At 69.3% G+C, this 11,906-nt stretch carries 13 protein-coding genes; 5 read left to right on the forward strand and 8 right to left on the reverse strand.

The features are described 5' to 3' along the window. Positions 1-1,931 (forward strand): right-handed parallel beta-helix repeat-containing protein (locus ACXJLU_RS30960; protein WP_457337603.1); only part of this gene is annotated, 1,931 nt, incomplete at its 5' end. A 63-nt stretch (positions 1,932-1,994) separates the two neighbouring features. On the opposite strand, the gene ACXJLU_RS30965 is transcribed toward ACXJLU_RS30960, so the two are convergent. Beyond that, positions 1,995-2,411 carry a hypothetical protein gene (locus ACXJLU_RS30965; protein WP_457337604.1) on the reverse strand — a complete coding sequence of 139 codons (417 nt, stop codon included), beginning with the start codon at positions 2,409-2,411 and terminating at the stop codon, positions 1,995-1,997. 93 nt (positions 2,412-2,504) lie between these two features. Here ACXJLU_RS30965 and chrA point away from each other — a divergent pair, with 93 nt between their 5' ends. After that, entirely contained in the window at positions 2,505-3,857 is a 1,353-nt protein-coding gene (chrA, locus tag ACXJLU_RS30970) for a chromate efflux transporter (protein WP_457337605.1), read from the forward strand. A 46-nt stretch (positions 3,858-3,903) separates the two neighbouring features. Further along, a complete protein-coding gene (locus tag ACXJLU_RS30975; RefSeq protein ID WP_457337606.1) occupies positions 3,904-4,524 on the forward strand; it encodes a glutathione S-transferase family protein in 621 nt (206 codons plus the stop codon). 1 nt (position 4,525) lies between these two features. Here ACXJLU_RS30975 and ACXJLU_RS30980 read toward each other — a convergent pair whose 3' ends face one another. Next, on the reverse strand, positions 4,526-4,954 hold the full coding sequence (locus ACXJLU_RS30980) for a hypothetical protein (RefSeq protein WP_457337607.1): 429 nt from the start codon (positions 4,952-4,954) through the stop codon (positions 4,526-4,528). Next, entirely contained in the window at positions 4,938-5,585 is a 648-nt protein-coding gene (locus tag ACXJLU_RS30985) for a transcriptional regulator (protein WP_457337608.1), read from the reverse strand. The genes ACXJLU_RS30980 and ACXJLU_RS30985 overlap by 17 nt, the downstream gene beginning before the upstream one ends. Positions 5,586-5,835: 250 nt before the next feature. On the opposite strand from ACXJLU_RS30985, the gene ACXJLU_RS30990 reads away from it, so the two are divergent. Beyond that, the gene (locus ACXJLU_RS30990) at positions 5,836-6,210 is read left to right on the forward strand and encodes a hypothetical protein (protein ID WP_457337609.1); all 375 of its coding nucleotides are present in this window, start codon (positions 5,836-5,838) and stop codon (positions 6,208-6,210) included. Between the two features lie 21 nt (positions 6,211-6,231). Here ACXJLU_RS30990 and ACXJLU_RS30995 read toward each other — a convergent pair whose 3' ends face one another. Genes ACXJLU_RS30995 through ACXJLU_RS31005 form a run of 3 tightly spaced genes read right to left on the reverse strand, consistent with a single transcriptional unit; the run spans position 6,232 to position 8,300 of the window. Continuing rightward, positions 6,232-6,639: an SRPBCC family protein gene (locus tag ACXJLU_RS30995; protein ID WP_457337610.1), complete on the reverse strand. Its 408-nt coding sequence runs from the start codon at positions 6,637-6,639 to the stop codon at positions 6,232-6,234. Between the two features lie 38 nt (positions 6,640-6,677). Next, the gene (locus ACXJLU_RS31000) at positions 6,678-7,343 is read right to left on the reverse strand and encodes a phosphatase PAP2 family protein (protein ID WP_235002623.1); all 666 of its coding nucleotides are present in this window, start codon (positions 7,341-7,343) and stop codon (positions 6,678-6,680) included. A 51-nt stretch (positions 7,344-7,394) separates the two neighbouring features. Next, positions 7,395-8,300 (reverse strand): LysR family transcriptional regulator, encoded by a 906-nt coding sequence (locus tag ACXJLU_RS31005; protein WP_457337611.1) that lies wholly within the window; start codon positions 8,298-8,300, stop codon positions 7,395-7,397. Between the two features lie 98 nt (positions 8,301-8,398). On the opposite strand from ACXJLU_RS31005, the gene ACXJLU_RS31010 reads away from it, so the two are divergent. Further along, complete coding sequence (locus ACXJLU_RS31010; protein ID WP_457337612.1) at positions 8,399-9,448, forward strand: NAD-dependent epimerase/dehydratase family protein; 1,050 nt, start codon at positions 8,399-8,401, stop codon at positions 9,446-9,448. Here ACXJLU_RS31010 and ACXJLU_RS31015 read toward each other — a convergent pair. After that, complete coding sequence (locus tag ACXJLU_RS31015) at positions 9,391-10,722, reverse strand: esterase/lipase family protein (RefSeq protein ID WP_457337613.1); 1,332 nt, start codon at positions 10,720-10,722, stop codon at positions 9,391-9,393. The genes ACXJLU_RS31010 and ACXJLU_RS31015 overlap by 58 nt on opposite strands. After that, the coding region (locus ACXJLU_RS31020) for a hypothetical protein (protein WP_457337614.1) at positions 10,719-11,906 on the reverse strand (1,188 nt) is incomplete at its 5' end. The genes ACXJLU_RS31020 and ACXJLU_RS31015, both read right to left, overlap by 4 nt.

Genomic DNA, 11,906 nt, shown 5'->3' on the forward strand with positions numbered 1-11,906 from the left:
CACCCGCACCGAGCCCGGCACCTGCTCCGGCGCCCGCGCCGGCCCCAGCTCCGGCGCCTGCTCCCGCCCCGGCCCCGGCACCGGCCCCCGCGCCTGCTCCGGCACCCGCTCCGGTCCCCGGCCGCGGCGCCAACGTGCCCTGGGTCGAGTACCAAGCTGAAGACGGCAGCACCAACGCGCAGATCCTCGGCCCGAGCCGCCAGAAGTGGGACGCGAACCACATCGAGGCGGAGGCCATCGGCCGCAAGGCGGTGCGCCTGAACCAGACCGGCGACTACGTGTCGTTCAAGACCACGAAGGCCGGCAACGGCGTCGTCGTGCGCTACTCGATTCCCGACGCCCCCGGCGGCGGCGGCATCGACAGTACACTCGGCCTGTACGTGAACGGCGTGCGCGTGAAGACGCTGCCGCTGACCTCGCGCTACAGCTGGTCGTACCAGGGCGGGCTGATCGGCGACCCGATCGTCGAGAAGCCGGCCGGCCAGCCGCACACCTTCTTCGACGAGGTGCGCACGCTGCTGGCCGACAGCATCCCGGCCGGCGCGACGGTGATGCTGCGCCGCGACGCGCAGGACACCGCGGCCTTCTACGTGATCGACCTGGTCGACATCGAGCCGGTGCCCACCGCGCTGACGATGCCGGCGGGTTTCACGTCGGTGACGCAGTTCGGCATCCAGCCGAACGACGGCAAGGACCACGCCGACGACGTGCTGCGTGCGATGCGCTCGACCAGCAAGCTGTGGTTCCCGCCGGGCGACTACCTGCTGCAGAAGATCTCCGGCGGCAACGTCGGGCTCGACAACCCGGGCATCGAGGTGCGCGGGGCGGGCATGTGGTACACGAACCTGAAGGGTCCGAAGTCGCTGTTCTTCTGCTACGGCGCCAGCGCGAAATGCGTGTTCGGCGATTTCTCGATCCTCGGCGAATCCAAGGCCCGTGCCGAGGAATCCGAAGGCGTGCAGAAGGCCTTCGCCGGCCCGATGGGCGCCAACAGCCTGATCGAGAACGTCTGGATCGAGCACGTGGTCGGTGCGATCTGGGTCGGCAACGATCCCCCGTACCAGACGCAGGCGACGCAGAACCTGACGATCCGCAACTGCCGCATCCGCAACACCTATGCGGACGGGATCAACCTGGACAACGGCACGTCGAACTCGGTGGTCGAGAACTGCCACCTGCGCAACACCGGCGACGACGCGCTGGTGGTGTGGTCGATCAAGTGGACCGACTGGGTCAAGGACAAGACCTACCAGCTGGGTGAGAACTTCATCAGCCCGGAAGGCAAGAACGCGCCCGACCAGGGCCAGGGCGTCAACAACGTGTTCCGCAACAACACGGTGCAGATGCCGTGGCGCGCCAACTGCTTCGCGGCGTATGGCGGTGCGAACAACGTGTTCAAGGACAGCGTCTGCGAAGACGTGCTGACCTACCCGGGCATCCTGATCGACAACGAGTTCAGCTCCTACCCGTTCGGCCCGGCGACCACGACCTTCAGCAACATCTCGCTGATCCGTGCGGGCGGCCCGATGTTCCTCGAGAACACGGCCACCCCGTGGCAGCACGGTGCGCTGAAGTTCTACATGCGCGAAGGCGACGTGAACAACATCCTGGTGGAGAACGTCGACATCATCGACCCGACCTACTCCGGCATCGAGTTCCGCGGCTTCGGCTCGGCCTTCGTGCCGCCGGGCGAGAAGTTCCACCCGGACCTGCTGCGCGACGCCGACAACGCGAAGTTCAGCAACGTGAAGCTGAAGAACATCCGGATCACCAACCCGGGCAAGTACGGCATCGAGGTCATCGACAACGGTGGCCGCGGTGCGGTGAACTTCGACGGCGTGGTCGTGACGAACCCGGCGCTGGGCGGCCTGAAGCAGGACACCGCGCCGAGCAGCTTCTTCATCCGCGGGACCGGCAACTCGGGCTGGTAAGACAAGGCTTGCGCCTGCCAGGGCCCGGTGTCGCGCTGCGATGCCGGGCCTTTTTCCTTGTGGCTAGCGTTCAGTCCACTTGGCGCGCTCCGCCTTCGTATAGAGCGCACGCATGCCGGGGCTGAGGAAGATGTAGCCGACCAGGATCGACTGGTAGACGGCAACCGCCGCGCTGACCTTGGCGCCGGGGGGATTGGACGTCCACATCGACGCCACCGCACGCACGGAGACGATGACACCCAGGATGAGCAGCCCACCCAGGTAGCGGGACGCCGCCTGGCCGCCTTGCACGGTTCGCCAGGCCGCAATGCCAACGATGACAAGGAAGATGGCGCTGAAGATGCTCCGGCCAAAAACGGCAGATGCGGCACTCAGCAGAAGGTAGGCGCCGAGCAGAAAGATGAAGGCTCTCGGCGCCCGCGCGACCGCTGGCGCCTCAGGATTGGAGGACGGGGGCGCGTACGGATTCCTGTCAGACATGTTCACTCCTCTTCGTTGTTGATGTGCGGCCTCGCGGCCGATCTCCTCGCGGAGCGCGGATGGTAGCCGCGGGCCAGTACGATGCGGGTCACGATGCATTCCGACGACGATCCTGCGCCGCTGGCCGCCTTTCCCTCTCTGGCCGAGTCCGCACGCTGGTGGCTGAAGCTCGGCTTCATCAGCTTCGGCGGGCCGGCCGGGCAGATCGCGGTGATGCACGAAGAGCTGGTCGTGCGGAGGCGCTGGATCTCCGAAGGCCGCTTCCTGCACGCGCTGAATTACTGCATGCTGCTGCCCGGCCCGGAGGCGCAGCAGCTCGCCACCTACATCGGCTGGCTGATGCATGGGCGGCTCGGCGGCATCGTCGCCGGTGCGCTGTTCGTGCTGCCGTCGCTCGCGATCCTGATCGCGCTGTCGTGGGTGTACCTGGCATTCGGCAACCTGCCCGCGGTGGCGGGCGTCTTCCACGGCATCAAGCCGGCGGTGACGGCGATCGTCGTGGCCGCGGCCTGGCGCATCGGCTCGCGCACGCTGCGCAACCCGGCGCTGTGGGCCATCGCGGTCGCGGCGTTCCTGGCCTTGTTCGCACTGAATCTGCCGTTTCCGGTGGTGATCGTCGCGGCCGGGTTGGCCGGTGCCGTCGGCGGGCGCATCGTGCCGGCGATGTTCAGCGTCGGTGGCGGGCATGCAGCTCAAGCGGGCGCACACCCGCCTGCCCTCATCGACGACGGCACGCCGACACCGGCCCATGCCCGCTGGCGCACCGCATCGTTCGTGCGCGTGCTGGCCGCCTGCCTCGCGCTGTGGCTGGCCGCGATGCTTGGGCTCACGCTCGCGTTCGGCTGGCACGGCACGCTGACGCAGATGGGCTGGTTCTTCACGAAGGCGGCGCTGCTGACCTTCGGCGGCGCGTACGCGGTGCTGCCCTACGTGTTCCAGGGCGCGGTCGAGCAGCACCACTGGCTGACGGCCGCGCAGATGATCGACGGGCTGGCCCTGGGCGAGACCACGCCCGGACCGCTGATCATGGTGGTCGCGTTCATCGGCTTCGTCGGCGGCTGGACGCAGGCCCTGTTCGGCAGCGACGCGCTGTTCGGGGCCGGCGCGGTGGCGGCGATGGTGGTCACCTTCTTCACCTTCCTGCCGTCGTTCTGCTTCATCCTGCTGGGCGGCCCGTTCATCGAATCGACGCACGGGCAGCCGGCCTTCACCGCGCCGCTCAGCGCCATCACCGCAGCGGTGGTCGGCGTGATCGCCAACCTGGCCTTGTTCTTCGCGCTGCACGTGCTGTGGCCGCAGGGTGTGCACGGCATGCCCGACCTGCCGAGTCTCGCGATCGGCATCGCGGCCGCGGTCGCGCTGATCCGCTACAAGCAGGGCGTGGTCCGGGTCGTGCTGTGCGCGGGTGCCGTGGGGTTGCTCCTGGCGCTGGCTGCACGTGCGTGAGGCCTGACCTAGACTCGCCCCGCATCAACGACTGCCGGGACCGCGAATGCTGAAGATCTGGGGCAATGCCGATTCGATCAACGTGCAGAAGGTGCTGTGGTGCTGCGAGGAACTCGCACTGCCCTACGAGCGCATCGACGCCGGCCGGCACTACGGCGTCGTCAACACCGCCGAGTTCCGGCGCCTGAACCCGAACGGCCTGGTGCCGACGATCGACGACGACGGCTTCGTCGTGTGGGAATCCGGCACCGTGCTGCGCTACCTGGCGGCCAAGCATGCGGCCGGCAGCCTGTGGCCCGACGATGTCGTGGCGCGCGCCGAGGTCGACCGCTGGATCGACTGGTCGAACTCGACGCTGTGGCCGGCGATGGTGCCGATCTTCCGAGCGTTCCTGCGCACGCCCGAGCACGAGCGCGACGACAACCTGGTCGAAGCCGCGCGGAGCGAGACGCTGGAGGCGATGCACATCCTCGACGCCCACCTCGAAGGCCGCGCGTTCGTCGGCGGCGAACGCTTCACGATGGGCGACATCGCGCTCGGCTGCGCGGTCTGGCGCTGGATGACGCTGCCGATCGAGCGCGACGAGCTGCCGCAGGTGCAGCGCTGGTTCGATGCGCTGTCGAAGCGCGAGGCGTATCGGAAGGTGGTGATGCTGCCGTTGGTGTGAATCAGGCTTCGGGGATCGGTGGCATCGTCTTCAGCTTGGCGATCAGGGTGTCACAGGCCTTCATCAATTCGGCGAGCAATCCATCATCCGGCGTGAAGCTGCCCTCGTACTCGCTCTTGTTGCGAATGTCATGGCACCTGGCGAGCACGCGCCAGACATCCGGACCGAGACCCAGCGTCTGAGGCAAAAGCTGGAAGACGACGTAGCGGTTGGTGCACCGATACCCGTGCCAACGCAAGGCGCACAAGCAGAGCGAATGCGCGGCGTGGTAAGCCAGATCGAAGCGCCCTTCGGCGGAGAGTTCCGGGTGCCGGGCGTCTGCCAGCTTCCTGTGCGCTGTGCGGATCAGCCCTTCGATCTCGCGCGCATCGGGAGGCTCCTTGCGCAAGGGTTTGCCGGGACCGGTGAGATTCTCAAAGGCCGAGCTCATGCTCACCGCCGATCAGCCAGATCTTGGGTTGCTGCAGCACCCGGGTGATGAAGGCCTCGCCCAGCCCGACACGCTGTCGAAGATCCTCGAGTGTGTAGATCGTCGGACTGACGACACGACCCAGGCGTTCGCTGAGCGCGTCGAGGCTGAGGAACAGCTCGCCGTAGGTCAGCTCTTCAGCGATCAGCATCAGGTCGATGTCGCTGCTGGCGGTGTCCCGGCGCTTCGCCACGGAGCCGTAGACGAAGGCGGCCCGGATCCGATCCGCGTGCGGCGCAAGAGCCGCTCGCAATGGTTCCGCCATGCCCACGGTCTTCCATGCGATGGAGCACAACTCGCCATGGATCGGCGAGGCCGGATTGGCTTGGTAGTGCTTCTGGTTGCCGATGACCTCGACCGTCACCAACTCGCTCTGCGCCAGTCGCGCAAGTTCTCGCTGCACCGCGCCCGAGCCCCCATTCACCCTCGCGATGATTTCGCTGGCGTAGAAGCTGCGTTCGGGCTGGCCGAACAGCAGCCCCAGCACGCGTTGCTGGATGCCGCCAAACAATGCATCCGCCAGACTGACTCGCGTGGATGCATCGCCTTTCTCTGTACCCATAATGGGTACGATTATGCCCAAATTGGGCATGACAACTGAAGGCTGGGCGAGAAGTCGGCTAAGTGTGTCTGGTGATGTCTGCATCGAAGGCCTGCGGCGTGGGCGACGTTGCGTCGCGAGGCCCGCAGTCTTGAGTCAGAAGCCTGGCAAAACAACGCTGACATTTGCACCCGGCGTACCCCAGCTCCCCACCCCCGCGGCCGTAAAGACTCTTCACCCCGGTGCGACAATCCCGCTCCTGCCTGCCGCCCCTTTCCTGTCGCCTGATTTCCCGCCCGCCGTGCCCGACAACATCACCCTGCTGCGCCGACAGAACGTCCTCACGCTGTTCCAGCGCTTCGCCGAAGCGCAGATGCGCGACGGCATCGCCCCGAAGGGCATGGAGCAGCTGTTCGCGCAGGCGCTGCAGATCAGCCCCAGCATGTGGAGCCAGGTCAAGAGCAGCCGGCCGATCGGCGACAAGCTCGCGCGGCAGATCGAGGCGGCGCGAGCCCAACCCGCCGGTTGGCTCGACGAAGCGCACGAGCCGCAGGGGCTGACGCCCGCCGAGCTTCAATTCCTCCAGCTCGCGCTGAAGGCCTGGCGGGAAACGAATGCCGACGGGCGCAAGCAGCTGCGGCTCGTGGTCAAGCGGATCGCCGCCGGCGAGGACTGAGCCGGCCGGCCGCGCGCCGCGTCAACGGTGCGCGGCGCTCTCCAACAACCGCTTCAGCGTCTGCAGGTCGCCCGTGACCTGTGCGCAGTCCTTCTCGAAGCTCGCACTGTCGGCCCCCGCCGCACGGAACAGCGTGAACGTCAGCTCGCAGCCGTCGCCGTTGGCCACCGCGCGCATCGGGTTGCTGAACACCGTGCCGTCGGGCAGCGTGACGTCATGGTCCAGCACGCCGTACGGGTTGTCGGGCGCCATCTCGATCTGCACCCGGCCCATCGGCGATTCGCCGAACCAGCGCCCGTCCTCTTCGACGATGCCGGCCGCCAGGCCCGAGGCCCATTGCGGCAGCAGCGAGGGCTGGTGCGCGAACTCGTAGACGACCTGCCAGGGCACGGCGATCGAGGCGGTGACGATGCGGACATCCTGCAGCATGGCGTGCTCCTTGGTTCCTGCGGACCGTGTCGGGGCAATCAGCGTGCCGGCTCGCGCAGCGGCAGCGCCGCCACCAGCACGCCGAGCACCAGCCCGCCGAGCACGTCGACCACGACATGCTGTCGGATCGCGATCGTCGAATAGGCGATGCCCACGCACCAGGCCAGGTTCACCCACCGCAGCGCGACGGGCACCTCAAGCTCGCGCAGATGCCGCGCCAGCAGGTGGCAGGTCAGCACCGCGAACGACACATGCAAGGACGGGAACGCGTTGCGCGACGCATCGCCCGCGCGCAGGAACTGCAGGCTGCCGTACTGCGACCAGTCGACACCGAAATCCGGCACCGCGCTCGGGTAGAACAGGTAGAACGCGAAGCCGATCGCGCTCATCAGCGCGGCCCGCAGCACGTAGCGCAGCAGCTCGCCGCCATCCTTCGAAAACGCCGGCGCGAGCGACACGTAGACCCACAGCGACGCATACACCGGCAGCAGCCCCTCGCGCAGCGTGAACCAGCGGTCCACCGCCAGCACCGGCATCACCGTCACCGCGGCCTGAGGCGAGCGCGCGGCCCAGAAATACAGCACGAAGAACAGCGAGATGCCGGCGGTGATGCCCACCAGCTTGGTCGGCCACAGCGCGAGCAGGCGCCGCAGGGCGGCACGGGGCCAGGGGGCTGCAGGACGGGGGAGCGCGGTCGAGGTCACGGCGACGGGTCAAGGTCAGGGTAGACCCGCATCATCGCGCGGTTTGGCTTGTCATTGCCTTTGCGCCCCGACGTACGCGAGCAACCCCGCCACCAGCGCATCGAAGGCCGCCCGGCAGCGCGGGCTGCCGCGCAGGTCCTCGTGCATCGTGACCCAGGTCGGCAACGGCAGCGCGATCAGCTTCGGCAGCAGCCGCACCAGGCTGCCGTCGCGCCGCGCCAGCGGCACCTGGCACATGCCGATGCCGGCACCGGCGCGGATCAGCGCCAGCTGCGCCAGGTTGCTGTCGCTGCGCAGCGTGAAGGTCTCGCGCCGCATGCCGTGCAGCGCCTTCTCGGCCTGCCGCAGCCACGCCGACGGCTGGTCGTAGCCGATCGTCGCGTGGCCGGCGAGATCCTCGGGCCGGCGCGGCGTGCCGCGGCGTTCGAGGTACTCGCGGTGCGCATGCAGGCCCAGCTCGATGCTGCCGACGTGGCGCGCGATCAGCTGCTCCTGCTTCGGCTGCACCATGCGCACCGCGATGTCGGCCTCGCGGCGCAGCAGGTCTTGCAGCTTGTCGGTCAGCACCAGCTCGATCTTCAGCTGCGGATGCGCCTCGTGGAGCTCGGCCAGGATGGTCGGCAGCACCTCGACGCCGATGACGTCGCTGCAGCTGATGCGCACCGTGCCCTTGACGATGCCGTCGCCTCCCTGGCCGCCGGCCGCGCGCTCCAGCGCCGCCGCGGTGCTCTGCATCGCCTCGGCATAGGGCCGCAGCGACTGCGCCGCCTCGGTCGGCAGCAGGCCGGTCTGCGAGCGGGTGAACAGCACGACCCCGAGCGCCTGCTCGAGCGCCGCGACGTGGCGGCCGACGGTCGGCTGCGTGATGCCGAGCCCCCGGGCCGCGCCGGACAACGAGCCTTCGTCGAGCACGCCGAGGAAGGTCCGGTAGAGCTCCCAGCCGATGGTTGAAGTCATTCATAAATGTATAGCCTCACGCCGATGTTCGGCAATTCCATCTGAACGCCTCCATCGCCAGAATTCATTCCATACCCACCACCCACCTGGAGATCGACATGAATAACGGCAACACCCGCAGCAGCGACAAGACAGCCCTGGTGCTGGGCGCCACCGGCGGCATCGGCGGCGAGGTCGCGCGCCAGCTGCGCGACGCAGGCTGGACGGTGCGCGCACTGCAGCGCGGCGCCACCGAGGCGATGCAGCAACGCGACGGCATCACCTGGCTGCGCGGCGACGCGATGCAGCGCGCCGACGTGATGCAGGCGGCCGAGGGCTGCCAGGTGATCGTGCATGCGGTCAACCCGCCGGGCTACCGCGGCTGGGCCGAGGTGGTGCTGCCGATGGTCGACAACACGATCGCCGCAGCCGTCGCGCAGCGCGCCACCATCGTGCTGCCGGGCACGGTCTACAACTTCGGGCCGGATGCGTTCCCGCTGCTGCGCGAAGAATCGCCGCAGCACCCGCAGACCCGCAAGGGCGCGATCCGCGTGCAGATGGAGGCCCGGCTGGAGGCCGCGAGCCGCCAGGGTGCGCGCGTGCTGATCGTGCGGGCCGGCGACTTCTTCGGGCCGAAGTCGGGCAACAACTGGCTCGCGCAGGGCATGCTGAAGCCCGGAAAGCCGGTGACCTCGATCGCGACCCCGGCCGACGAGGGCGTCGGCCACCAATGGGCCTACCTGCCGGACGTGGCGCGCACGATGGTCGAACTGCTGGACCGGCGCGATGCGCTCGGCGCATTCGAGCGCTTCCACATGGCCGGCCACTGGGATGCCACCGGCCGGCAGATCGCCGAGTCGGTGCAGCGCGTCATCGCGCGCCGCACCGGGCAGAGCCCGCGCATCACGCGCACGCCGTGGTGGCTGCTGCGCCTGATGGCGCCCTTCGTCACGACGCTGCACGAAATGATGGAGATGCGCTACCTGTGGCAGCGGCCGGTGCAGATGGCCAACGACCGCTTGCTGGCGGTGCTGGGCCACGAACCGCACACGCCGCTGGACCAGGCGATGGAGGCGACCCTGGTCGGCCTGGGCTGCCTGGATCCGTCGCGTCAGCCTGCCGGCGACAGCCCGGCGATGAACTTCAGCACCGCCGCATCGCTGAAGTAGTTCGTGTGGAAGGTCGTCGCCGTCTTGCCGAGCGACAACACCTGCGGCTTGCCCTGCGCCGGCTCGCCGAAGAAGCTCATCGACTCGGTGTCGACGACCAGGTCGTTCGCGCCCGGGAACACGATGTCGGCACCGAGGGCCGCGAGCTGCAGGCCGGGGTTGCGGAAACGCGTCCAGAACTTCCACGCCGGCTCGTCGAGGTTCGGCTCGAAATCGGCCGACACCACCGCGAACGTCGGCTGCACCAGCCACCGATCGGCGAACAGCGCACGCGTCTCGGCGTTGTCGGTGGTGCGCTGCTGGCTCGCGAGCCCCGGCACCAGCACGACGGCGGCGTCGGCCAGCGGCAGCGCCGAGCCGAGCTGCAGCGTCTTCCCCAGCACCTTGGCCAGCCCGGCGGCACCGGCGGCCAGCGGGAACACCGTGCTCGCCGCCTGCCCAGCCAGCGACAGCGCGTTCGCGATGTTGGCCAGCATGTCGAGCGCCGCGCGCAAGCGGTACGGCGACGCGAGGCTGGTGCCGCCCAGCGGCGAACCGACGAACACCGCCTGGCGCACCCGCACCGGTGCCAGCCGCAGCAGCCACGACGCGACCAGCCCGCCGCGGCTGTGGCACACGATGTCGATCGGGCCGGCGATGCCGCGCAGCGCGCGCTGCAGGTCGAGCGCGTTCAGCCACGGCGCGACCGACAGCGTCGGGTGGTCGAACGCGAAGATGCGCTCGCCGTAGGCCTGCTGCCACTGCGCGAGCAAGGCCAGCCCGGCCGGTGTCGCGCGGAGCTGGTCGAACCACATGTCGCCGTTGCTGAAGGTGCCGTGCACCAGCAGCAGCGAGGGCTGCGCGCCGTCGAGCTGCGGGGCCGGTGCCGGCACCAGCGCGCCGCCCACCCATTGGCGCAGGCCCTGGTGCGGCGTGAGCTTCGCATCCAGCGCGACCAGCGATTGCGTGATCCGGTTCGGCCCGATGTCGTCGTACTCGAAGCGCTGCAGCACGTCGCCGAAGCCGAACCAGCCGGCGCGCCGCGAGCGGCCGCGCAGCACCTGGGCGGCCGGCGGCTCGTAGTTCCAGCGCAGCACGCCGTCGTCGTCACGCAGGCTGACGCTCGCGCGCGGGTCGGCCATCGACGGCGTGAAACCGCGGCGGCGCCGCATCGAGATCGGCAGCGCCACGGCCTGCGACGGCGCCGGCTCGCGCAGCCCGAGCCTCGCGTCGGCGGCCACCCAGGGGTCGGCGCTGAAGGGCAGCGGATCGCCGGTCGTGACGACGGCGTTCATGCCGGCTCCCCGAGGGCCAGCGCGGCCGGCGCCACGATCGGCAGCGGCGTGACCTGGTGCTCGCGCGCGATCGCGATGTCGAGGATCGAATCGAAATCGCGCGGCTCGCTGAGCGCCTGCACGCCGGCCTCGCGCGCCTCGCGGAAGCCGCAGTGCTCGGTCAACCGCACGCTCTCGAGCGGCGCGAGCTTGCCGTCGCGGATCAGCCCCCACACCTCGCGGTAGCTGGCGCGGCCGGCCCGCCACGGCCGCGTCTGCGCGCCCGGCGAGCCGGTGCGGTGCTCGTCGCTCGGCGGCATCGCATCGCCCGGGTTGATCACCTCGCGGTAGGCGAACTGGTAGTCGCGGTGGCGCCAGTAGCCGGGCAGCGCATGGCCGTCGAGCAGGAACACCACCGGGTGGATGTCGACCAGCTCCAGGCAGGCAGCGAACAGCAGCGTCAGGTCGATGCAGGTGCCCATGCGCGCCGCGCGCACCGCGCTCGGCGTGCGCAGGCGCTGCGAATCGAGCGCGCGGTTGTAGGTGGGCGGCGGGTTGATGTAGCCGAGGTCCCATTCGTGCAGCAGCGCCGACCAGATCGCCTCGACCTGCAGGTCGACGTTCTCGAGGCTGGCCGGGTCGCCGGACGACGAGGACTGGTAGCCCTCGAAGCCGGCGCTCGGGTCGTCGCGGATCACCCGCACGTAGCGCTGCGCGAGCGTGATCGCGCGCTCGACCGCCGGGTCGCGCGGCAGCACGAACGACGGCAGCCAGACGCCGCTGGTGCTGTTGTCGAGCCACTGGTCGACCGGCATCAGCCGCATCGCGTAGGTGTCCTTGTGGATCACCCGCCCGCCGACCATCACCTGCACGAACAGGCTGCTGACGACCGCCTCGGAGACCGAGCGCATCAGCCGCGCGGTCAGCGGCATCTTGACGCGCGCGCCGAGGCTGGTGCGCTCCTGCGTCAGCTCGATCTCGGCCTCGTAGCGCGCCCGCTCGATGCCGCAGTTCAGCTCGACCAGCACATGGGCGCGCGTGAGCGGCTGCGTGACCGCGCCGCGCAGCTCGAAGCGGTGGAACAGCGCGCTGCGTTTCTCGGCGGAGTCGCCCTGGTTGTGCAGCTCGGCGTAGTTGAATTCGGTGCGCGGCTCGACGACGGCCCGCAACGGGGCGCGTGCCGCAGCGGGCGCACGTGCCGGTGC

The organism is Rhizobacter sp. P5_C2 (assembly GCF_054049715.1).

Excerpts from the sequence above, each read along its gene's own strand:
- ACXJLU_RS30995 (WP_457337610.1), bottom strand. The coding sequence starts at position 6,639 with ATGCTGCAGGATGTCCGCATCGTCACCGCCTCGATCGCCGTGCCCTGG.
- ACXJLU_RS30985 (WP_457337608.1), bottom strand. The coding sequence starts at position 5,585 with ATGCCCAATTTGGGCATAATCGTACCCATTATGGGTACAGAGAAAGGC.
- ACXJLU_RS31005 (WP_457337611.1), bottom strand. The coding sequence starts at position 8,300 with ATGACTTCAACCATCGGCTGGGAGCTCTACCGGACCTTCCTCGGCGTG.
- ACXJLU_RS31015 (WP_457337613.1), bottom strand. The coding sequence starts at position 10,722 with ATGAACGCCGTCGTCACGACCGGCGATCCGCTGCCCTTCAGCGCCGAC.
- ACXJLU_RS31010 (WP_457337612.1), top strand. The coding sequence starts at position 8,399 with ATGAATAACGGCAACACCCGCAGCAGCGACAAGACAGCCCTGGTGCTG.
- chrA (WP_457337605.1), top strand. The coding sequence starts at position 2,505 with ATGCATTCCGACGACGATCCTGCGCCGCTGGCCGCCTTTCCCTCTCTG.
- ACXJLU_RS30975 (WP_457337606.1), top strand. The coding sequence starts at position 3,904 with ATGCTGAAGATCTGGGGCAATGCCGATTCGATCAACGTGCAGAAGGTG.
- ACXJLU_RS30965 (WP_457337604.1), bottom strand. The coding sequence starts at position 2,411 with ATGTCTGACAGGAATCCGTACGCGCCCCCGTCCTCCAATCCTGAGGCG.
- ACXJLU_RS30980 (WP_457337607.1), bottom strand. The coding sequence starts at position 4,954 with ATGAGCTCGGCCTTTGAGAATCTCACCGGTCCCGGCAAACCCTTGCGC.